Annotated in this window: 17 protein-coding genes; 11 read left to right on the top strand and 6 right to left on the bottom strand. The window is 38.3% G+C overall.

Annotation, left to right across the window (positions count from 1 at the left end):
• Positions 1-16: 16 nt before the first annotated feature.
• Entirely contained in the window at positions 17-1,264 is a 1,248-nt protein-coding gene (gene fucP / locus ACVWYN_RS05355) for an L-fucose:H+ symporter permease (protein ID WP_457287801.1), read from the top strand.
• A gap of 86 nt (positions 1,265-1,350) precedes the next feature.
• On the top strand, positions 1,351-2,049 hold the full coding sequence (locus tag ACVWYN_RS05350) for an SGNH/GDSL hydrolase family protein (protein ID WP_457287800.1): 699 nt from the start codon (positions 1,351-1,353) through the stop codon (positions 2,047-2,049).
• A gap of 562 nt (positions 2,050-2,611) precedes the next feature.
• On the opposite strand, the gene ACVWYN_RS05345 is transcribed toward ACVWYN_RS05350, so the two are convergent.
• Complete coding sequence (locus ACVWYN_RS05345) at positions 2,612-2,773, bottom strand: hypothetical protein (RefSeq protein ID WP_457287799.1); 162 nt, start codon at positions 2,771-2,773, stop codon at positions 2,612-2,614.
• 153 nt (positions 2,774-2,926) lie between these two features.
• Here ACVWYN_RS05345 and ACVWYN_RS05340 point away from each other — a divergent pair, with 153 nt between their 5' ends.
• The 5 genes from ACVWYN_RS05340 to ACVWYN_RS05320 all read left to right on the top strand — a co-directional run bounded on the left by ACVWYN_RS05340 (position 2,927) and on the right by ACVWYN_RS05320 (position 8,402).
• Positions 2,927-4,168, top strand: a complete 1,242-nt coding sequence (locus tag ACVWYN_RS05340; protein ID WP_457287798.1) for an SIR2 family NAD-dependent protein deacylase — start codon at positions 2,927-2,929, stop codon at positions 4,166-4,168.
• Positions 4,161-6,062 carry an ATP-binding protein gene (locus ACVWYN_RS05335; protein WP_457287797.1) on the top strand — a complete coding sequence of 634 codons (1,902 nt, stop codon included), beginning with the start codon at positions 4,161-4,163 and terminating at the stop codon, positions 6,060-6,062. Before ACVWYN_RS05340 ends, ACVWYN_RS05335 begins: the two co-directional genes overlap by 8 nt.
• A gap of 7 nt (positions 6,063-6,069) precedes the next feature.
• The gene (locus ACVWYN_RS05330; protein ID WP_457287796.1) at positions 6,070-6,282 is read left to right on the top strand and encodes a KTSC domain-containing protein; all 213 of its coding nucleotides are present in this window, start codon (positions 6,070-6,072) and stop codon (positions 6,280-6,282) included.
• Positions 6,283-6,573: 291 nt separating this feature from the next.
• Positions 6,574-7,284, top strand: a complete 711-nt coding sequence (locus tag ACVWYN_RS05325; protein ID WP_457287795.1) for a hypothetical protein — start codon at positions 6,574-6,576, stop codon at positions 7,282-7,284.
• A 2-nt stretch (positions 7,285-7,286) separates the two neighbouring features.
• The gene (locus ACVWYN_RS05320) at positions 7,287-8,402 is read left to right on the top strand and encodes an FRG domain-containing protein (RefSeq protein WP_457287794.1); all 1,116 of its coding nucleotides are present in this window, start codon (positions 7,287-7,289) and stop codon (positions 8,400-8,402) included.
• Between the two features lie 536 nt (positions 8,403-8,938).
• On the opposite strand, the gene ACVWYN_RS05315 is transcribed toward ACVWYN_RS05320, so the two are convergent.
• Together ACVWYN_RS05315 and ACVWYN_RS05310 are read right to left on the bottom strand one after the other, a co-directional pair.
• The gene (locus ACVWYN_RS05315) at positions 8,939-10,123 is read right to left on the bottom strand and encodes an AIR synthase related protein (protein ID WP_457287793.1); all 1,185 of its coding nucleotides are present in this window, start codon (positions 10,121-10,123) and stop codon (positions 8,939-8,941) included.
• An 81-nt stretch (positions 10,124-10,204) separates the two neighbouring features.
• Entirely contained in the window at positions 10,205-12,388 is a 2,184-nt protein-coding gene (locus ACVWYN_RS05310; RefSeq protein ID WP_457287792.1) for a glutamine synthetase III family protein, read from the bottom strand.
• Between the two features lie 255 nt (positions 12,389-12,643).
• On the opposite strand from ACVWYN_RS05310, the gene ACVWYN_RS05305 reads away from it, so the two are divergent.
• Together ACVWYN_RS05305 and ACVWYN_RS05300 are read left to right on the top strand one after the other, a co-directional pair.
• Positions 12,644-14,821 carry a GH92 family glycosyl hydrolase gene (locus ACVWYN_RS05305; RefSeq protein WP_457287791.1) on the top strand — a complete coding sequence of 726 codons (2,178 nt, stop codon included), beginning with the start codon at positions 12,644-12,646 and terminating at the stop codon, positions 14,819-14,821.
• 85 nt (positions 14,822-14,906) lie between these two features.
• Positions 14,907-15,764: an energy transducer TonB gene (locus ACVWYN_RS05300; RefSeq protein WP_457287790.1), complete on the top strand. Its 858-nt coding sequence runs from the start codon at positions 14,907-14,909 to the stop codon at positions 15,762-15,764.
• 51 nt (positions 15,765-15,815) lie between these two features.
• On the opposite strand, the gene ACVWYN_RS05295 is transcribed toward ACVWYN_RS05300, so the two are convergent.
• The 3 genes from ACVWYN_RS05295 to purL are packed head-to-tail and all read right to left on the bottom strand — an operon-like array spanning position 15,816 to position 20,858.
• Positions 15,816-16,574 carry a hypothetical protein gene (locus ACVWYN_RS05295; RefSeq protein ID WP_457287789.1) on the bottom strand — a complete coding sequence of 253 codons (759 nt, stop codon included), beginning with the start codon at positions 16,572-16,574 and terminating at the stop codon, positions 15,816-15,818.
• Positions 16,571-17,197 carry a M23 family metallopeptidase gene (locus ACVWYN_RS05290; protein WP_457287788.1) on the bottom strand — a complete coding sequence of 209 codons (627 nt, stop codon included), beginning with the start codon at positions 17,195-17,197 and terminating at the stop codon, positions 16,571-16,573. The genes ACVWYN_RS05295 and ACVWYN_RS05290 overlap by 4 nt, the downstream gene beginning before the upstream one ends.
• Before the next feature lies 1 nt (position 17,198).
• A complete protein-coding gene (purL, locus tag ACVWYN_RS05285) occupies positions 17,199-20,858 on the bottom strand; it encodes a phosphoribosylformylglycinamidine synthase (protein ID WP_457287787.1) in 3,660 nt (1,219 codons plus the stop codon).
• Between the two features lie 103 nt (positions 20,859-20,961).
• Here purL and ACVWYN_RS05280 point away from each other — a divergent pair, with 103 nt between their 5' ends.
• Positions 20,962-21,666, top strand: a complete 705-nt coding sequence (locus ACVWYN_RS05280) for a tRNA1(Val) (adenine(37)-N6)-methyltransferase (protein WP_457287786.1) — start codon at positions 20,962-20,964, stop codon at positions 21,664-21,666.
• 40 nt (positions 21,667-21,706) lie between these two features.
• A complete protein-coding gene (locus ACVWYN_RS05275) occupies positions 21,707-22,198 on the top strand; it encodes a metallophosphoesterase family protein (protein ID WP_457287785.1) in 492 nt (163 codons plus the stop codon).
• Positions 22,199-22,205 lie beyond the last annotated feature (7 nt).

Here is a 22,205-nt window from a genome sequence, read left to right as displayed (position 1 = left end):
GACAACCAAATTAACCATGAATGATTTAACGAGCAAGCCTGCCTTTACGGACAAGAAATTCCTTGTCACCATTATTTTTGTAACCTCCCTTTTTATGTTCTGGGGAATTGCCATTAGCATGTCCGACGTACTTAATTCTCACTTTCGATCGACCATGAACTTGTCGAGATTTCAATCCGGTTTCGTGCAATTTGCAACTTTTGGAGCTTATGGGGTAATGGGTATTCCTGCCGGGCTGTTTATGAAAAGGTTCGGTTACAAAAACGGGGTATTGTTTGGACTTGCGCTTTTTGCTACAGGGGCTTTTTTGTTTATACCAGCGGCAAATATATCTTCATTTCCATTCTTTGGCGGAGCGCTATTTATATTAGGATGTGGTTTATCTACCTTAGAAACTGTAGCACACCCCTTCGTAGCTTCCCTTGGAGATCAGCGTACAAGTGATTTAAGGATCAATTTCGCGCAAACTTTTAATGCGATAGGAACTATGCTCGGTCCAATTATTGGTGGGTATTTTTTATTAAGTCATGAGGTAAAAGGAAGTACGGATTTAACTTCAGTTAAGATTCTTTACGCAGTAATTGGAACCGTAGTTTTGCTTGTTGCCGTTTTATTTTCTTTTGTAAAAGTACCGGACACTGTGGATCCACATGGCGTAAGCGTTGCTGATGCCAGTGCATTAAATGTAGATGTAGCTCCGGAAAAGAGTCTCTCCAATCATAAGCATTTTGTTTGGGCTGTTATTGCTCAATTCTTTAATGTAGCTGCTCAAGCTGGTACCTGGGCATATTTTATCAACTATTCTCATGAAATAATTGGCTTAAAAGCTGATAATGCATCTTACATAATGGGTGGAGTTTTTATGGGAATGATGCTAGCCGGTCGTATCATTGGGACTTTTTTAATGCGATTTATTGCGCCAAATAAATTGTTGGCTGCATTCGCTTTAGGAAATATTGTGATGTGTATCATTGTGGCTCAGGGCTATGGTATGGTTTCTTTTGTCGCCTTATTGATGATCAATTTCTTCTTTAGCATTATGTTTCCAACCATTTTCAGTTTAGGACTTAAAAATTTAGGTGCTAAGACTCAACAAGCTGCCTCATATATTTCAATGGGTGTAGTTGGTGGTGCCTTTTTCCCCTTGATAATGGGTGCATTTGCCGACCATTATGGCGTTGCGAATGCGTACTATCTTCCAATTATTTGTTACATCATCATCTTCATGTTCGGTTATAAATTATACAAAGTTAGACACCATTAAACTAACTTTTCTTTTGGCACTAAATACATAGAATTTAATAACACCGTTATTTAATAAGAAGTTTAATAATTATTTAATTTACACTAATGAAATTGATTTCAAACAAATGGCTGCTAGGGGCCTCATTACTATTATCTGTTCAATTTGCGCAGGCACAGGATTGGGCAAATCTAAAACGTTATCAGGAAGATAATTCAAAACTTGCTGCTCCGGCAGCAGGAGAGAATAGGGTAGTGTTTATGGGTAATTCCATTACCGAAGGCTGGAGAAATGCCTCACCAGAGTTCTTCACCTCTAATCATTATGTTGGCCGTGGCATCAGCGGACAAACAACCCCACAAATGTTGATTCGCTTTCACCAGGATGTGGTTGCGCTTAAACCAAAAGTGGTGGTGATGCTTTGCGGTATCAATGATATTGCAGGTAATTCTGGTCCCTCCACATTGGAAATGATAGAGGATAACATCGCCGGAATGGCAGAGATGGCAAAAGCAAATAAGATAAGGGTTGTGCTATCTTCAGTTTTGCCTGCATTTGATTTTCCATGGAAGCCAAATATGGATCCAGCTAATAAAGTCATTGCCCTTAATGAATGGATTAAAGCATATGCGGAAGCGCACAAACTTACTTATCTTGATTATCACACCGCAATGAAAGATGAAAGAAATGGTTTGCCTAAAAGTTTAGCTAATGATGGCATCCATCCAACTAAAGTTGGTTATGCTATAATGGAGCCTTTGGCTAAAGCAGCTATTGCAAAAGCGTTAAAGCAAAGAGTTAAATAATACAATTTACGATGTGTTAACCTGAGGAGCTAAGGATTTATTAGCTCCTTTTTTTTATAATATAGCTCAAGGCTGCTTTAGCTAATTCTTTTAAACAGCTACAGGTCTGCCTTTACACAAATACCATACAAGAACCATATTTAGACCATACTTCTACACAAAACAGGTACCTTTTTGCGAAGGAGTATGGTACTTGTATCGAAGAAGTATCGAAGCAGTTCCTATTCTGCCCAATTGTTGTCTCGTCATGTTGTCTTGTGCAATACCTATCTTTATCTGATATATAGAAAATCGAATCTTTCAATCCATCTTATATGAAATTTAAAATATTAGTACTGTTGCTGGGGTGTTCGATTCTCGTACAAGCTATATAAGTTACAAAAATCGATAATAACTTGATTATTAGCGGTTTTTGCTTTAAAACGGGTTATTTTTCTAAATTGCTTAAATTCGCGATAATTCATCAAAATATTGAAAATCGATTAATTAAGGAATTTTTCAGAGTTCAACTCTCAATTATCCCGGAACGGGAGTTTCGAACAAAAAATTGATAATCAGCAACTTAATTAGTTTTACCATTTTCATCTTTATTGTCGAACGCTGAATCATCCTTTTTTCGAAGCATAAAATCAACAATAAGGCTTGCCATTAAATCTAATAGTTGCTTTTCTTCATCGGTAGTTTGTTGTGGTTTTTGAATACGTTTTGCTGGCCGCTTTTTCATATAAATAGTATTAAATTATTAAGTATAATTTGATACTATTACTGATAGTTTTACTACCTTGTGTCATAACGTTATTTTTTGTCTCGGATGTAATTCAGGATCAAGTTGTCAATTCTGTTTCCGGTCAAATATTTTATCTCAATTAATTACTATATGCCAAAACATGATGCTTATCGACAAATAGGATATATACAACAAGCCTTGTCTCAAAATAGAAAACCAGTTGGAATATTTTTGGGTGCAGGCTGCCCACTTTCTATCCGTGTTGACCATCAATGCGAAGTAGAAACAAAAAAGGAATTTTCAAATCCGGTTATTCCAGATGTCGCAGGGCTAACGACAATAATTCTTGATAGATTAAAAGGAACAAAAGAAAAAAAGTCTGCTTGTGACAAATTAGTCGCTCAAATGAAGAGTGATGGATTAAAAGAGCCTAATATCGAAGATATTTTAAGTCACTTAAGAGGATTACGATATGTGGCTGGAAAGGGAATGGTAAGAGACTTTGTTGCAAAAGATTTGGACGAATTAGATGTTGATATTTGCAAAATCATCTCAAAAGAAGTAAATAAAGAATTACCAAATAACGAATCTCCCTATCACAATTTAGCAATCTGGGCAAGAGCGATACCTCGTGCTAAGCCAGTTCACATTTTTACAACAAATTATGACCTCCTTGTAGAACAGGCTTTGGAAGAAAGTGCTTGTCCTTATTTTGATGGATTTATTGGAAGTAGAAAAGCATTTTTTGACTTAGGAACTGTTGAAGATGAATATTTACTACATCCAAGATGGTGCAGATTATGGAAAGTGCATGGGTCAATAAATTGGAGAACGGATAAAAATAAAAAAGTTGTTAGATGTGATAAGATCGATGAAAGTGAGGGATATCTAATTTATCCATCGCATTTAAAATATGACCAAAGTAGAAAGATGCCTTATATTGCAATGCTTGATCGCTTAAAGCAATTTATACTTTCTCCAGCTTCAGTTCTATTTCTATCAGGATATTCATTTAGTGACGATCACATTAACGATGTAATAGTTCAGGGCTTACAAAGTAATCCTACAGCGATGAGTTTTGCTTTTATCTATGGAAAACTAGATGATAATAAATATTTTAAGGTAAAGCAATGTGCAATGCAAGTTCCCAACCTTACAATAATTGCATTCGATAAAGGTATAGTCGGAAGACAAGAAGGTGATTGGACTTTAACAAACGATGATTTGATTAGTGAAATACCTGCTAAAGTTTTAACGAAATACACCAAAGAAGAAAGTGATGGTGACAAAAAGAATGAAATTGTAACTTATGAATTTACTTTAGGTGATTTTGCAAATTTTGGTCAATTTCTTAAAGAGATGAGCGTTAATCAAAATCAAGATAATGAATAGTTCGTCTAATCAGTCAACCCATCTTGGTTCTGTACAAGATGTCAATGGAACTTCTATAAGTGTAAAACTTACTGTGGGCCATTTTTCAGGTCTAACATTTGTTCACGGTCAAGGTTACAGAATTGGCCAAGTAGGTAGCTTTGTAAGGATACCCATAGGATATATTGATTTATTTGGAATTGTTTCACAAATTGGAGCTCGATCTGTCCCTGAGAATCTAGCTGATAAGGAGCCTGAAGGTTATAGATGGTTAACAGTACAATTAATTGGAGAGGGCTATAAAAAAGGAAAGTTTCAGAGAGGGATTTCTCAATATCCGACTATCGATGATGAGGTCCACTTAGTGTCAGAGGCAGATCTTGCAAAAATCTATGGTGAAGAAGGGCATCAACATCACATGGTAAGAGTTGGGCACATAGCTGGTTCAGAGTCTATTGATGCCCTTGTAGATATAAATAAATTAATCACAAGACATTCTGCTATCGTAGGCACGACTGGTTCCGGCAAATCGACTACGGTTGCAGGATTATTAACCGCGCTATCTGATATTGAAAAATTTCCTTCTGCAAGAATTATTGTGCTAGACATTCATGGCGAATATGGTAAAGCTCTAAGAGATCGGGCAAATATTTACAAAATCAATCCAGAACATAGGGTTGATGGTGAGAAATCATTGAAAATTCCTTTTTGGGCATTAAATGCAGATGAGCTATTGCAAATCACTTTTGGTAATTTTGGCGACAATTCGAAAAGTAAAAATATTGTACTTGAAAAGATCATAGAATATAAATTAGACGCATTAAAAAAATATCCAAAAAGCAGCCTTACATCTGAAAATCTCAGCGTTGATAGTCCAGTGCCATTCAGTTTGAACAAACTTTGGCATGAATTGTATTGTGCTGAATTTGGAACTTATTATTCTAAAAATAAACCTCCAATTGAAGCTAATTGGGCTTATGAAAAAGATGAACGGGGTAATGATTTAAAAGGTGATCCAGAAAGGGGAATTGCCCCGAAATTTAGAAAGGTAAAAGACATAAAAGAGGATGACGAAAAAATAAATTATTTACCGAACCCTCTTAACATAAGAAATCAATTAGAAAACTTAGGAGCTAAGCTAAGGATACCGAGATTCGACTTCCTACTTAAACCTGGGGAATGGACACCAAAGTTGGATGGCGAAGTTGATAAAGATTTAGATGAATTTATTAAAGACTGGATAGGAAACGAAAAACCAATCACCATTTTAGACTTGTCGGGAATACCATCATCAGTCTTAAATGATATTATTGGCATTTGTCTAAGAATAATCTATGACGGTTTATTTTGGTCTAGGAATTTACCTGAAGGAGGTAAAGAAAGACCTCTCCTCGTTGTTATGGAAGAAGCACATGCATATTTGAATGATAACTTTCATGGCATGGCATCAACAATTGTTCAGAAAATAGTAAAGGAAGGAAGAAAATATGGGATAGGAGCCATGATTGTGAGTCAACGACCTTCAGAAATTAATTCAACTATCCTTTCTCAATGCGGAACATTTTTTGCACTAAGATTGTCAAACAATACTGATCGTGCACACATCAAAGGTGCGATTACGGATAATTTAGACGGATTAACTGATATGTTGCCAATTTTAAGAACGGGTGAAGCCATAATTTTAGGTGAAGCTGTTAAGCTTCCTATGAGAACATTAATAGAGGCTCCACCTAAAGATAGAAGACCTGACAGTCAAGATCCAGTTGTATGTAGCGAACTTCCACCCGATTTATCTTTTAATGTTACTGGCGGTTGGGACGCTCCGAAAACTGAAAAAGAAGAATATTCACAATTTATTGAAGCTTGGAGAAAGCAAAGTCCTAAAATTGCTAATTCATTAAAAGACAAAAAATAAAAAACTAATGGAAAATTATAACGATTTTAGTTCATCAAATGTAGCTAGTATAAGCTATGAAGAATCTAGCTCCACTCTAGAGGTTGAATTTCATAATGGTAGCGTATATCAATATTACGATGTTGGATCAAATGTATGGGAGGATTTTAAGGCAGCTTCTTCTAAAGGACAATTTATACATCAGTACTTAAAGGGAAAATATCGTTATGCTAGGGTTTAGTGAAATTATTCGTTTCTAATAAACTTAAAATCCCCCTACAAGTAAGCTCGTTAAAAATACAGTACATTTTTATTGCCAAGAGATAAAGGACCAGAAGAAAGCACTATTCGAAAGTGCGTTTGTTAAAGGACAAGTGTTGCCATTGGGCAAGGTTGATGAGAAATATCTGCAACATTATCAGTCGGTAATTAGGTCGATCTGATAAAATTTGTCTATTACCAATAGGGCTGAATTCGGAATGTGAATATGAGGCTTGCATACAAAAAATTTATATTGAATAAATACAAGCATATGGAAAGAATAGATTTTCAACGACAGATACTTAGTCAGATACTTGTGACAGACTTACAGAACTCCCTTCTTAGTTTCGAGGAGAACAAAGAAAACGCAACGAAAATTGTACCGTATGTCCTGGCATCGAACACCCTGGATGATGCACAGGATGCCAATGCGTTGGCCTTATTGACTGAGCTTTTGAGCAACTTGAGAATCCCTCATCAAATCCTTGATATACTTCGTCTCTATACTCGCCTTGGTGAAAAAATTTCGCAAGTAACTTGGGACTATTTTTATAACTACACCTTCACTGGAAGAATTGAAACAAAATTTCAGGTTGATACGAGTGGACTAACTCCTGGTGCTCGTCCTTTGTTTGCTATAATTGCAGAGGACGCAATAGTAGATATTCTCCACGCACCTTTAAATATGCTTCTAGGGTTTATCGAACATATCTGTAGTACTTGGAAAGAACTACAAGCAATAGGTGCCATCACCTATTATTTGCCAAAGCATCACTCAGACCTATTTATTTATATTGAGGGACATGTGGCAGATTACTATGGGGCAATGCATCCATTTGATGCTGGTATAGCCACTCCCCAAAAGAACATTTTTAATGGATATAGGTTCATTGGAGTAATTGATGAATATCCATTTGACGCAAGAATAATTGATGTGGCAAAGCAAGTAGCATTCAATCAAGCTCAATCTACAAATTCATAAACATGGCAGGCTTTGTAGAATTTTCTTCGACATCAAATAAACTGGAGAAGAATGTACTGACTCATAGGAATATTATATCCCCTTTTGCCAAAATTTCCAACATCTCCAAAAGCTCAACAAAGGGTCGAGCCTTCATTGATGAAAATTATGGCTTGGTGTATGACGACTATTTTTTAAATGGTGAAACTGCAATTTATGGTCAAACCGACTTGTTGCCCACCTACTCGGGAGATCAATTAGCCAACTTTGGATTTCTTAGAGTTCCATTCAGGAAAATCCCACGTATCTATGTAAATGATAAACAGGAATTACTTAGTATCATTTCTTCGATCGAATCAAGAGATCCCAATTTGGTTTTATTATACAGGGGACAATCTTCTGAGCATTGTGTTCAACGCGGTAAAGATGCATTAACCACACTTTATGGCAGTACAGATGTAATTGAACCTTCACTGATTACTTCTGCCGCAAGGAAGAACCTCAAACTGGAAGAAATACTTCCATCATGGATGCCTATACTAAATTTGTATATAGATAGTGTTTTGAATGAGTTGCCCGGAAAAGTTTTGAGTCAGGTCGAACGGGAAATAAGAAATTTTCAGTGTGGTTCGAATTTTAGTGGATTTGCTCTTGCTATGTCCCAGCACTACGGTCTGCCAAGCGTCGGATTAGATGTAACTCCCGATCTTGATGTTGCTCTTTTTTTCGCATTTAAGAAATTTGTGACGGCAGGAACAAGCAGCCACTATAAATACATTGACAATAAGGATGGCGACCCCAATAAGCCTCCCGTTATTTACATTATGGCTCCTACTGAAGCTCAACAATTAAACTATTTTGATTTTAAACCAAGTGTACTGCCATTTTTAAGACCGGATATGCAGAAAGCCAGATTTATGCACACTGGGTGGGGCTTGAATAAGAACTTTGCTGCAACGAGGATTTTCTTGGCGTTATATCTTAATCCTACAGGTGATTTTGGCAGCATCAAATTACCTATGGAACTTTTCCCTATACAGGACAGCTTTGCCCAATTGATAAGCAATTTTAAAGAGGGCCAACGACATGATGATCCGATATTTGCGAAATTCCTGGAAGGATTCTATATCGTTGATTAAATATTTCTAATATTGACTGCTTGCAAAGCTGAATTTAAGTTGTAAATTTTAATTCACGGAGATATTTGGGAATTTCGAACAAAAATTTGATAATCAGTGACTTAAGTGGTTTTTCCGTTTTTACCTTCATTGTCGGACAATGGAGAATCCTTTTTTCGAAGGGTAATTTCAACAATATGGCTCGCTTATATTTTAAGCTTTCTTAAATTCGATAGATTTTGGCATTACTCGAGAAGGAGATACTAAATGAATTGACAATATAGGTGCAAGTTTCAAGTCGCTGATCATGTTCTACTTGTACCATTTTTCGGTCATATGAGGTACCAAAACATAGTCAAATGATGTACCAACTTAGCTCATATGACCTTTTTAAGTACACAACTATTGGGTAAATTTGTATTACACAACGCGATGTTAGCAAGCAGTGATGCATGTGAAAAAGTTCTTTGACGTATTTTTTGCCATCAGGCAATAATAAAACCTTCAGTTTAAGTCTGCAATACAAAACATATTGCCCTTAACGGGTACTATGGTATTTAATTGTAAACGAAAGTTCCGAATTCGCTATTGATGGTAACCTGCTTCTTATCAGAAGATTCAACTTTACCAATAATCTGAGCTTCAATATTAAAGCTTTTAGCTATGTCTATAATTGATGCAGCAATATCTGTGGGTACATAAAGTTCCATACGGTGACCCATATTAAAAACCTTGTACATTTCTTTCCAATCGGTACCAGATTGCTCTTGGATCAGTTTAAATAGCGGAGGGATAGAGAATAAGTTATCCTTAATTACATGCACGTTATCATTAATGAAATGGAGCACTTTAGTTTGTGCGCCACCGCTGCAATGTACAATGCCATGGATTTTACTTCTATATCCTTCCAACACTTTTTTGATGACTGGGGCGTAGGTTCGCGTTGGTGATAAAACTAATTTACCTGCGGTAACAGTTGTGCCATTGTCATCTATTGCAACTGGATCTGTTAAGCCTTTGCCTCCCGAAAAAACAAGATCAAAAGGTACAGCAGGATCAAAGCTTTCAGGGAAAGTATTGGCAACCGATTTATTGAAAACATCATGCCTGGCTGAAGTTAGTCCATTGGAACCCATCCCACCATTGTATTCCGTTTCATAAGTGGCCTGTCCGCTAGAAGATAATCCTACGATCACGTCGCCAGCCTGGATGGTATGGTTACTGATCACATCTTCACGTTTCATCCTGCAAGTTACCGTAGAATCCACTATGATGGTACGTACCAGATCACCTACATCAGCAGTTTCACCTCCGGTAGAATATATGGAAATACCTTGATCACGCAATTCGGCAAGGATTTCTTCTGTGCCGTTGATAATAGCCGCAATCACTTCTCCGGGGATTAGATTTTTGTTGCGACCGATAGTAGAAGATAACAAGATGTTTTCAGTTGCGCCTACACAGATCAGGTCGTCTATGTTCATGATGATGGCATCCTGCGCAATACCTCGCCATACAGATATGTCGCCGGTTTCTTTCCAGTAAACGTAAGCTAAAGAAGATTTTGTACCGGCGCCGTCGGCATGCATGATGTTGCAAAATGCCTCATCAGCACCCAGAATGTCTGGAATGATTTTACAGAAAGCCTGTGGAAATATACCTTTATCGATGTTCTTAATAGCCTGGTGTACATCTTCCTTAGAAGCAGAAACCCCGCGCTGGTTATACCTATTATCACTCATGTGCTGCAAATATAAAAAAATAACCCCTGCCATTACAGCAGAGGTTATAAAACTAAAAAATAGTTAGTATAGGTGGACTGTTTATTTCAAGAATAACAATTCTCTGAACTTAGGCAGAGGCCAAACACTGTCGTCAACAATTTGCTCTAATTTATCAGTATGGTAACGAATGGTGTCAAAGTAAGATTTAACCTCTAAATCGTAGCTGATTGCTTTATCACGTGTATCTTCAATGTGGTTGGTCACTTTACGTGCCTCTAACATGGTATCGATGCTTGTTTTAACCACACCTAAGTGTAATGAGATTTTGTTGATGATAGCAAGAGGAGTTTCTAAAGCATCATCTCCAAGGCCAAGTTCTTTCAATCCCTTGGCGTTTTCGATTAAAGTATTTTGGTAAGCGATAGTAGCCGGAATAATCATGCTATTTGCTACTTCACCCATTACCCTTGCTTCAATTTGAAGCTTTTTGTAATAGCTCTCTAACAAAATTTCATGACGGGCATGAAGTTCACGTTTACTGAAAATGTTGGTTTTAGTAAACAATTCAGTAGATTTTTCGCTAACGTAAGCGTCTAAAGCTACTGGAGTAGTTTTGATATTTGACAAGCCACGTTTTTCAGCTTCATCAGCCCATTCCTGGCTGTAACCATTTCCTTCGAAACGGATGTCTTTAGATTCTTTGATGTATTTTTTGATTACTGTTAACAAGGCAACATCTTTTTTCTCGCCTTTTTTGATCAGTTTATCTACATCAACTTTGAATTTAACCAATTGATCAGCAACGATTGCATTTAATACCGTCATTGGTGCTGATGAGTTAGACGATGAACCAACTGCTCTTAATTCAAACTTGTTACCAGTGAAGGCAAAAGGAGAAGTACGGTTACGGTCTGTATTGTCTAACAATATTTGTGGAATCTTAGGGATGCCTAACCACAGTGTATTGTCTTCTTTAACTTTTTTGCTGATACGTGAGTGTTCGATCTCGTCCAACACTTCGTTTAACTGCTGACCAAGGAAGATAGAGATGATCGCTGGTGGAGCCTCGTTAGCACCTAAACGGTGATCGTTGCTTACAGATGCGATAGAAGCTCTTAATAAATCTGCATGCTCATGAACAGCTTTAACGGTGTTTACAAAGAACGCTAAGAACATCAAGTTGTTTTTAGGCGTTTTACCTGGTGCCAAAAGATTTTTACCAGTATCAGTAATCAATGACCAGTTGTTGTGTTTACCTGATCCGTTGATGCCTGCGTATGGTTTCTCGTGTAATAACACTTTGAATTTATGTCTTAAAGCAACTTTCTCCATCAAATCCATCAACAATTGATTGTGATCAATCGCTAAGTTGATTTCTTCATAAATAGGAGCACACTCGAATTGCATTGGAGCTACCTCATTATGTCTTGTTTTTAAAGGAATACCCAATTTTAAAGCTTCTTGTTCAAAATCAACCATGTAACTAAAAACACGCTCAGGGATAGAACCGAAATAGTGATCTTCTAATTGCTGACCTTTAGCAGACATGTGTCCGAATAAAGCGCGTCCTGTCAATACTAAATCCGGACGTGCATTGTACAAAGCAAGATCTACTAAGAAGTATTCCTGCTCGATACCTAAAGATGCGTTTACTTTGGTAATGCTTTTATCAAAGAACTGACAAACATCAACAGCCGCTTTGTCCATTGCATTTAATGCTTTCAACAAAGGAGCTTTGTAATCTAATGCCTCACCAGTGTAAGAAACAAAAACTGTTGGAATACAAAGTGTTTTACCAGCAGCGCTTTCCATAATGAATGCAGGTGAAGAAGGATCCCAGGCAGTGTAACCACGTGCCTCGAAAGTATTACGGATACCACCATTAGGGAAGCTAGATGCATCAGGCTCTTGTTGTACTAAAGCACTGCCTGCAAATATCTCAATCGGACCATCACTGCTTGGCTCAAAAAATGAATCATGTTTCTCTGCAGTAGTACCAGTTAATGGTTGGAACCAGTGCGTATAGTGCGTAGCACCTTTAGCCATAGCCCAGCTTTTCATCGCATTAGCAATGTGATTTGCATCTTCAAAGTTGACTAATTCACCATTATCTATGGATGAAATAAGTTTATTATAAACCTCTTTAGATAAGAAATCTTTCATTTTTTTCTTATCGAAAACATTAATGCCAAAAAATTCAGAAATTTTAGCCGCCGGGGCTTTAACCTCTGGATTAATTCTTGATTGTGCCTCTTTTAATGCAATTGTCCTTAAGCTTTTCATTTATTTGTTTGATATTGTTTTGAAAATAAACTTTTTATTTCAGTTATTCTAGTGAATTGACTGTAAAAATACGAATGTGAATATATAATCAAAGGTTTTTTTATTATTTTTTGATAATATTTTAAGATTTAAACATTTTTTAGACAATCTTGGGGAGATTCAATCTTGGTTAAAATATAAGTATTTATACATCTTGTATATACAAGTAGTTTTTTATAGGTTTAGAAAGCCAATTATTAACCTAACCTGTGTCAAGTGAAAAAAGAGTTGTTTATCGCATTAATCTTCGTTTTAACTACTATAACGAACATTTTTTCTCAAACCAAAATAGCTAACCTTGATTATGTAGACCCTTCTATAGGGGGTGTAGGTCTCATTCTTGAACCTACGAGGCCTACTGTTCAGCTACCCAATCATCTAATTCGTGTTTTTCCGGTTAGAAAAGATGCGATTGATGATCAGATCAGTTTTTTTCCTTTAACGGTGGCTTCTCATCGTATTGTTTCTCTTTTTCAGTTTATGCCGCTAAGCGGAAAGGCAGATAATTCCTTTTGGAATAAGAAATCGGTATATAATCATGAAATTTTAACGCCATACTACTATAAATCTGAATTAGGTGAGGAAAGTACGGTCATAGAATTTAGTCCTTCAGAAAAAAGCGGCTATTTTAAGGTGAAATTTCAGGATGATCAACTTCACTATTTAAGGATGGGGATTTTTAATGAGGGTGGAGAAATTAACGTTACCGGAAAAAGGACATTGAGTGGAACTGAAATATTTAGAGGAATGAAAGCCTATTTCTATGCAGAGACCAATGCTGATCTGTCTGACGTAAAGTATCAAAACGCTAGTGATAAGAAACAATTGTTGGTAAAGACAACAAAAGAGGTAGGTTTCAGATACGGCATCTCTTACATCAGTATAGAACAGGCTAAACAAAATCTTTTAAAGGAGATTCCCACCTGGGATTTTAGTGCGGTTAAAAGCAAAGCGTATGCCGCCTGGAATAAAGTGATGTCGCAAATTAATATAGAGGGCGGTACATTGGCGCAAAAGCGTGTTTTCTATACTTCTTTATACCGTAGTTATGAGCGGATGGTTGATATCAACGAATATGGTCAGTATTACAGTGCATACGATCATCAAATTCATAAAAGTGACAAGCCTTTTTTTGTAGACAACTGGATTTGGGATACTTACATTGCTCTTGAACCATTGCACATGATCCTTGACCCGGCAAAGGAAGCCGATAAAATCAATTCTTATATCACTATGTATCAGCAGGGAGGATATATACCAGCATTTGCCACAATTTTTGGCGACTGGCCAGCGATGACTGGTAACCATGCTGCTTCCTGGTTCTCTGATGCTTATTTTAAAGGGATACGCAATTTCGATCTTAAATTGGCTTATGAAGGTTTGAAGAAAAACTCGCTGCATGCGACCCTGTTACCTTGGAATAATGGTCCGAATACTGTACTAGATTCCTTTTATAATGAAAAAGGATACATGCCAGGTTTGCCTTATGGCGAAGCAGAGACTGTCCCCCAGGTTGAAAATGTATGGGAGAAGAGGCAGTCGGTATCTGTGACACTAGAAAATAGTTTCAGCGACTGGAATATTTCCCAGCTGGCTAACGTGCTGAATTTTAAGGATGATGAAAAGCTGTTCTTAAAGCGATCGGAAAACTACAAAAATGTGTACCGGGCAGATAAAGGATTTATGTGGGCGAAAGACAAGAATGGCAACTGGATAGATAATATGGATCCAAAGGCTGCCGGTAGAGAGTTCTTTACAGAAAATAACGCTTACACTTATAATTGGGTGGTAAAGCACGATATCAAAGGTTTGATTAATCTAATGGGTGGCCCACACAACGCCGAGGACAAGCTGGACGAACTCTTTAGAGCAGATTTGGGTGCTACAAAATTTAACTTCTGGAAAACCCAGCCAGATGCATCCGGACTGGTAGGTCAATTTGTTATGGGTAACGAGCCTAGTTTTCATATCCCTTATCTCTATAATTACATGGGTGCTCCATGGAAAACACAGAAGCGCATAAGAATGCTTTTGGATACTTGGTATACAGATAATTTATTCGGTATTCCGGGTGATGAAGATGGAGGAGGTATGTCGGCCTTTATTGTTTTTTCCATGATGGGTTTCTTTCCTGTAACTCCTGGAATTCCGGTATATAGTATAAGTAGTCCAGTTTTTAACAAAATCAGTATCAATCTTTCCAATGGGAAAACGTTTACAGTTAATGCGATTGGCAATTCAAAAGAGAACATTTACATCCAAAGCGCGCTTTTAAACGGCAAGCCTTTAAATAACCCCTGGTTTACGCATCGAGATATCTTGGCTGGAGGAGTGTTGCAATTTCAAATGGGTAGCCGACCAAATAAGAGTTGGGGCAGTAGCGTGATAAATTAGGGTGCTCGTGAAAAAATAAATTATAAACTTAATATGGAATTTAAGTGTGGAACTCATCATATGAGCAAACTAATACTTAAGAACCATGATTAACACTTCAACAAATTTGTACAAGACTGAGTGGCTCAATCTTGTATTTAAAAACAGGAACCAATCGTATGGCGCCTATGCTTTAAGATCACAATCTGCAGGCAACACCCTACGCGCTTTATTTATAGGCGCAACATTATTTATTCTGTTGTTTGCTGCACCAAAGATTTATTCGCTTTTAAGCAAAGGTTCTTCCATTGAAAATGTGAAATTACCAGATGATAGAATTGTAGAAGTAAGCCAGCTGAGACCCCCTGAGGCACCAAAACCAACTAAGGAGGAAATAAAACCCCCTGCTGCGGAACCGATTAAACAGAAGGTCAAAATGATTAAACTACCTAATCATCCGGTGCCTGTTGAGAATGCACCCCCTGTTGATCTACCAAATATAAAAGAAGTGGAAAAGGCAGTAATTGGCCCGACTGTACAAGATGGGCTGGCAACCAATTTAGTTTTGGTACCTGCTGATGGCAATGGTAACGGATCTGGTGTAAATGCCGGAACAGGCGGCACAAATGCCAATGGAGATGAAATATTTGAGGGGCAAGGAATTGAAGCTTTCCCTGAATTTGAAGGAGGAATGAAGGCATGGTATAAGTATGTATCCAGAAACCTCAAATATCCGGAGATGGCGGTTGATCAAAGTAAAGGGGGTAAGGTTTTCATCAGTTTTGTGGTAGAACGGGATGGCTCTATATCTAATGTTCAGGTGGTGAGGGGAGTAGGCTATGGAATGGATGAAGAAGCATCAAGAGTAATTAAAAAATCGCCAAACTGGAAACCAGGCAGGCAAAACGGCAAGCCGGTAAGGGTAAGGTTTAATATGCCCATTACTTTTAGTCTTAGTTTGTAGGTTTTATAATGAGAAGCTGCGGTATTTCTAAGTGTTGAGATTAAGCAGCTCTCATTCTGCTATGGATTCGATGTTGCTTTTTAAAATTAGCTTCTTTCCCTTATAAACTGTCAATAATCCTGCAGGACGGCCTTCTTCTCCTATAACCCAAACGCTCAAAGTGTAAACGTACCCACTATTCTTAAATTCATATTTGTGGTTTCCGCCACTTCCTTCAAACGTTAATTTGCCTTTTAAGATGATCAATTCAGGCTTGTCGCCCTTTTTGCTATTTAACTTCCATGAAGCGTACCTGTATTGTTGGCCACCCATATCATCTACCCTGATCTTGAATTTCGATGTTTCGCAAATAAGGATAGGTTCTTTGAAATTGCTAAGGGAATAATGGAGGCTGGCTTTGTCTTGTTTAATTAGTTGTGACCGCTTCTGTTTTTCATTGACAGATTGATAATTTACCGCGGAAAGCTGACCGTTATAATCCAGCCAGACAATACCATTTTTTAGCATAATGCCTCGCCATCCAACGGCCGACCAGTCAGCAGATGGATTGGAATTGACAATCAATTTTATCAGCTGTTCATCAAATACTTCATTGTACCTGCTTAAAAAACTTTGTTTGTCATTTATCGATGGCAGAGGGTATTGCCTTTTTAATGGAAAGGATACCTGAGTTGCCAACGTTTCCTTTTGACCTTGTTTTACTTTTTCTATAAAATCAGTAACTGTCTTTTGCTCTTTGGGCTTAAGGTCTTGTCCAAATGAACAAAACATTACTAATGCTAATAGGAATGATAAGGATAATTTTTTCATAACTTCTCTTTCAAAAAGGATAAAGGATTATAGAACCGGGCATTCAACTGCTCTTTAGTCAAAGTAAGCCAACTAGCACACCCGTAATCGTCAAAAGCCTTTCTTATTTCCAGATGAAGGTGGTGGTAGTCGCCATTGTACTTTTTGGATTCCTGTACGGTAAATAACCTGGCCAGTTTTGTAGAAGGGGTAACTTGCATCCCTTGTGCCACATATACCTCTTTTAGGTGTTTGTAGGAGCTAAACATTATGCTGCCGTCCTTGAGTTTATGTTTAACCACAACTGTTTTTTGGTTTTCCCCTAAATGCACGGAACAAACAATACCATTCGCCATAGCGTAGACAGGTATTAGCTTGCTTTTTGGATTTACGGGGTTGATGTCAATTGCTGTATGGATATGGCCTTTTAAATAACTATCGCGATGATCACCGAAAATACTGATGATCTTAATTTGTTTGATATCCTTTCGGTTTATGGCATCAAAAGGTAGAAACCAATCCGTTACGGTAGTAGTCGGATTGGTTTCTATATAGTATGGTTTCCACCTTGCTTTGTCGCTCTCAATTGTTGGGTTGATGAGCGTGCTTAAAAAGATCAGTAAAGTAAGGGATATACATTTCATACTAGTGTTTCTCTACCCATTCTCTGGCATTAACAAATGCCTCCATCCATGGAGATACTTCATCCTTGCGGCCGGCCGGATAATTGGCCCAATGCCATTGGAATAAAGAACGCTCAATATGCGGCATCATCACCAAATGTCTGCCACTTTCATCACAAAGCATTGCTGTGTTATAGTCTGAACCATTCGGGCTGGCAGGATAGCTTTCGTACGTGTATTTGGCTACAATGCTGTATTTATCTTCTGTGTATGGCAATTGGAATCGGCCTTCACCATGTGAAACCCAAACACCCAGGGTGCTGCCTGCCAATGTGGAAAGCATGATGGAGTTGTTCTCTTTTATCGTTAGGGATGTAAATATACTTTCGTGCTTATGGCTTTCGTTGTGCAGCATTTTAGGTTTCTCTTGATGGTCTTTATTAATTAAACCAAGCTCTACAAACAGCTGACAACCATTACAAACACCAACTGAAAGCGTATCAGGGCGGGCAAAGAAGTTTTCTAAGGCAACTCTCGCTTTTTCATTGTACAAAAATGCACCGGCCCAACCTTTTGCAGAGCCTAAAACATCAGAGTTGGAGAAGCCGCCAACCGCACCGATAAATTTAATGTCTTCCAAAGTCTCGCGACCAGAGATTAGATCGGTCATGTGAACATCTTTTACATCAAAACCGGCAAGGTACATGGCATTAGCTAGTTCCCTTTCAGAATTACTGCCCTTCTCACGTATGATGGCAGCTTTCGGTCGCGGTTTAGTTAGGTCAATTACTGGTTTCTTTCCATCAAATTGTGTTGGGAAGCTGTATTTTAATGGTGTGTTTTTATAGTTTTGGTAACGTTCTTTAGCTTTAGCTGGTCCGCTTTGTTTAATATCTAACAGGTATGAAGTCTTGAACCAAACATCTCTTAAGTGTTCTATATCAAAAACATATGAAGTATCTGTGTGTACAACATTCAGTAATGCATTTGAGGTAACTGTACCTAATTTGTAAACCGAAATATTGTTTGCTTTGAAGGTTTGCTCTACAGTATCATTTGCCTGGAAAACCACACCAATATTTTCTGAGAAGAGTAATTTAATCAGGTCAGCTTCTTTTAGAACATCAAGATTAAGATTTGCTCCCAGATCACGGTCGGCAAAACACATTTCCAATAGGGTAGTGATCAGACCTCCGCTACCAATATCATGACCAGCCTGTATTTTATCTGCTTTAATTAATTGTTGCAGTACATTAAATGCTATTTTTAACTGTTCGGCATCTTTAACATCTGGAGTTTCGTTACCTACTCTGTTTAATATCTGTGCAAAGGATGATCCACCAAGCTTATAATTGTCGTTAGAAAGGTTGATGTAATAAATGGCACCGCCATCTTTCTGTAGTACAGGCTCAACAACTTTGGTAATGTCGTTACAGTTGCCTGCAGCAGAGATAATTACTGTACCTGGAGCAATGACTTCACCATCCTTATATTTCTGTTTCATGGAAAGAGAATCCTTCCCGGTAGGAATATTTATGCCCAGTTCGATAGCAAAATCTGAACATGCCTTTACTGCATCGTACAATCTGGCATCTTCACCTTCATTTTTACAAGCCCACATCCAATTGGCAGAAAGTGAAACACTTTTTAAACCAGCTTTAAGCGGTGCCCATACCAGGTTGGATAAAGATTCTGCTATTGCAATCCTGCTTCCAGCTGCGGGATCAATCAATGCAGAAATAGGCGCATGGCCGATGGAAGTTGCGATGCCTTCTTTACCTTGAAAATCCAATGCCATAACACCGCAATTGTTTAAAGGCAATTGCAAAGGGCCTACACATTGTTGTTTAGCTACACGGCCACCCACACAACGGTCAACCTTATTGGTTAGCCAATCTTTACAGGCCACTGCCTCTAATTGCAAAACCTGTTCTAAATATTCGTTTAGTTTAGCTGGATCATAGGTTACCGGTTTGTATTTTCTGTTAATCGCTTTATCATCCATTACTACCTTTGGAGAACTGCCAAACATATCTTTCAGTTCCAGATCCATCGGTTTAACACCTGTTGATGCAGATTCAAACGTAAAACGATGGTCGCCGCTTACGGTACCTACCGTATACATTGGTGAGCGCTCCCGGTCTGCAATCTTTTGTAATGTTTCAATATCTTTTTCGCCAATCACCAGACCCATACGTTCTTGAGATTCGTTTCCGATAATTTCTTTAGCGGAAAGGGTAGGGTCACCAACAGGTAATTTATCTAAATCGATCTTACCACCAGTTTCTTCTACTAGTTCAGAAAGGCAGTTTAGGTGTCCGCCAGCACCATGGTCATGTATAGAAATGATGCTATTGTTTTCACTCTCCACCATACCGCGAACGGCATTAGCAACTCTTTTTTGCATTTCAGGGTTTGAACGTTGAACCGCGTTCAGTTCAATGCCGCTGCTCATCTGACCAGTATCTGAAGAAGAAACTGCCGCACCACCCATACCTATTCTATAGTTTTCGCCCCCAAGGATAACAATTTTGTCGCCCGCTGCAGGTTTTTTCTTTTGTGCCTGACTGGCTTTTCCATAGCCTACACCACCTGCAAGCATGATCACTTTATCAAAGCCCAGTCGCCTGGAATCTTCTTCGTGTTCAAAGGTGAGTACAGAGCCTGTAATTAAGGGCTGGCCAAATTTATTGCCGAAATCTGTCGCTCCGTTTGAGGCTTTGATCAGGATGTCCATTGGAGTCTGATATAACCATTGTCTTTCTTCAACACCTTTTTCCCATGGTCGGTTATCTTCCAAACGAGATAAAGCAGTCATGTAAACCGCAGTACCAGCAAGGGGTAAAGAGCCTTGTCCGCCAGCCAATCTATCACGGATCTCGCCGCCTGAACCAGTTGCCGCACCATTAAATGGCTCTACGGTAGTCGGGAAATTATGAGTTTCAGCCTTTATCGAAATTACAGATTCGAAATCGCTCAGGGTGTAATAGTCGGGCACATCAGCACGCTTTGGTGCAAACTGCTGTACTGTTGGACCTTTAATAAAGGCCACGTTATCTTTATAAGCAGAAACGATATCATTAGGATGAGTTTCTGAAGTCTTACGGATTAATTTAAAAAGAGAGCTTGGTTGCTCCACACCATCAATTACAAACTTACCGTTGAAGATCTTGTGGCGACAATGCTCAGAGTTTACCTGCGAGAAGCCAAAGACTTCAGAATCGGTAAGTGGTCTGCCTATCCTGTCGGCAAGCGAATCCAGGTACTGAACTTCTTCCTCACTTAAGGATAAACCTTCCTGTTTGTTGTAAGCAGTAATGTCAGTGATCTGAAGGATAGATTCAGGTTGGATATTGATGGTATATATTTCCTGATTCAGTTCTGCATATTTTTGCGAAAGCATGGGGTCATAGTTTGAATCATTCTCTTCAACTTTATTGAATTCTTCGATGCGGATTACGTCTTGGATATCCATGTTTTGGGTGATCTCTACAGCGTTGGTACTCCATGGAGTGATCATTGCTGCACGTGGGCCTACAAAAAAGCCTTTAAGGATAGTTTCCTGTTGAAGTTTTGCGCCGCCAAAGAGCCATTCTAGTTTTGAAGTATCTATTGAGCTTAGTTCCCGTTCTATTTGTAAAGCGAAAACCGTTTTGGATTGGCTTGAAAAGAAATAAATCATGCTTATTTTTTGAAGATGCAAATTTAGCTTTAAAATTTTAAAACGCCGAGGATACCTCGCATTATCTCTGTGCTTTTTTACCTTTGCCCTAATCCGATACCGTATGGGCAGTGTTTTTAAATTTAAACAGTTTAATGTGGACCAAAGTGGTTGTGCCATGAAGATCAATACTGATGGGGTATTGCTGGGTGCTATTGCTGCGCATCAACAACCAAAAAGTATTTTGGATATTGGAACAGGTACCGGTGTTATTGCGTTAATGTTGGCACAGAGCTATACCGATGCTGTAATTGATGCGATAGAAATTGATGAATCGGCGGCGCTTGCAGCTGCAAAGAACTTCGATAGCTCATCTTTTTCTGATAGGTTGTGCGCTCATGGCACTTCGCTGGAAGCCTATATTACCACTAACCATTATAATCTGATCGTTTCCAATCCCCCATTCTTTGTAAACGACCTTAAAAATCCGGAGGGCAGGAAGAGTATTGCGCGCCATGCGGATTGGAAGTTCTTTGAATCCATAATAGCCAAAAGTGAAGAACTTTTATCTGATGATGGATTGTTGTGGCTGATCGTACCGGTAAAGCAGGCCGACTTTATCATTGAGCGGTCGACCAGCTATAATTTATTCCTTCAACATGAAATTAGCATCAGGTCTGACATCAATAAGCCAGTTATCAGAAAAATAATTTGTATGGGTAGGGTTCAGGTAAAACTATTGCAGGAAGACTTTTATATTTATGAAGATATTGGTAAGCATACAGCTGCTTATAAACTTTTGCTTAAAGATTTCTTCCTCGCTTTTTAAACAATGATTAATTTAGTTTTAACACTGCGATATAACTGACATGGTAAAAATAGGCTTAATATCAGATACACATGGGTTTTTAGACGATGCGGTATTTAAGCACTTTGCAGATTGCGATGAGATCTGGCATGCCGGTGATTTTGGCTCCGGCGTAGCCGATAAACTGGCGGCATTTAAACCGCTTCGTGGAGTATATGGAAATATTGACGACCAGCAAATAAGAGCGGAATACCCAGAGCACCTCAGGTTTATGGTAGAAGGGCTTGATGTTTGGATCACGCATATCGGTGGCTATCCTGGCAGGTACGCTTTGAACATAAAAAATGAAATCTATGCCAACCCGCCAAAGCTTTTTATCACGGGTCACTCTCATATCCTGAAAGTAATGTTTGATAAAAAAATAGATTGTTTGCACATAAACCCAGGCGCTGCAGGTAATTCTGGCTGGCATAAGGTCAAAACACTTATTAAGTTTTCCATCACCGATGGTAAAATGCATGATATGACTGTTATTGAGATTGGGAATCGATAAATATTAT

It is taken from the genome of Pedobacter sp. UYP24 (genome assembly GCF_054057295.1).
This window is presented reverse-complemented; position numbering and strand designations above follow the sequence as displayed.

Excerpts from the sequence above, each read along its gene's own strand:
- fucP (WP_457287801.1), top strand. The coding sequence starts at position 17 with ATGAATGATTTAACGAGCAAGCCTGCCTTTACGGACAAGAAATTCCTT.
- ACVWYN_RS05350 (WP_457287800.1), top strand. The coding sequence starts at position 1,351 with ATGAAATTGATTTCAAACAAATGGCTGCTAGGGGCCTCATTACTATTA.
- ACVWYN_RS05345 (WP_457287799.1), bottom strand. The coding sequence starts at position 2,773 with ATGAAAAAGCGGCCAGCAAAACGTATTCAAAAACCACAACAAACTACC.
- ACVWYN_RS05340 (WP_457287798.1), top strand. The coding sequence starts at position 2,927 with ATGCCAAAACATGATGCTTATCGACAAATAGGATATATACAACAAGCC.
- ACVWYN_RS05335 (WP_457287797.1), top strand. The coding sequence starts at position 4,161 with ATGAATAGTTCGTCTAATCAGTCAACCCATCTTGGTTCTGTACAAGAT.
- ACVWYN_RS05330 (WP_457287796.1), top strand. The coding sequence starts at position 6,070 with ATGGAAAATTATAACGATTTTAGTTCATCAAATGTAGCTAGTATAAGC.
- ACVWYN_RS05325 (WP_457287795.1), top strand. The coding sequence starts at position 6,574 with ATGGAAAGAATAGATTTTCAACGACAGATACTTAGTCAGATACTTGTG.
- ACVWYN_RS05320 (WP_457287794.1), top strand. The coding sequence starts at position 7,287 with ATGGCAGGCTTTGTAGAATTTTCTTCGACATCAAATAAACTGGAGAAG.
- ACVWYN_RS05315 (WP_457287793.1), bottom strand. The coding sequence starts at position 10,123 with ATGAGTGATAATAGGTATAACCAGCGCGGGGTTTCTGCTTCTAAGGAA.
- ACVWYN_RS05310 (WP_457287792.1), bottom strand. The coding sequence starts at position 12,388 with ATGAAAAGCTTAAGGACAATTGCATTAAAAGAGGCACAATCAAGAATT.
- ACVWYN_RS05300 (WP_457287790.1), top strand. The coding sequence starts at position 14,907 with ATGATTAACACTTCAACAAATTTGTACAAGACTGAGTGGCTCAATCTT.
- ACVWYN_RS05295 (WP_457287789.1), bottom strand. The coding sequence starts at position 16,574 with ATGAAAAAATTATCCTTATCATTCCTATTAGCATTAGTAATGTTTTGT.
- ACVWYN_RS05290 (WP_457287788.1), bottom strand. The coding sequence starts at position 17,197 with ATGAAATGTATATCCCTTACTTTACTGATCTTTTTAAGCACGCTCATC.
- purL (WP_457287787.1), bottom strand. The coding sequence starts at position 20,858 with ATGATTTATTTCTTTTCAAGCCAATCCAAAACGGTTTTCGCTTTACAA.
- ACVWYN_RS05280 (WP_457287786.1), top strand. The coding sequence starts at position 20,962 with ATGGGCAGTGTTTTTAAATTTAAACAGTTTAATGTGGACCAAAGTGGT.
- ACVWYN_RS05275 (WP_457287785.1), top strand. The coding sequence starts at position 21,707 with ATGGTAAAAATAGGCTTAATATCAGATACACATGGGTTTTTAGACGAT.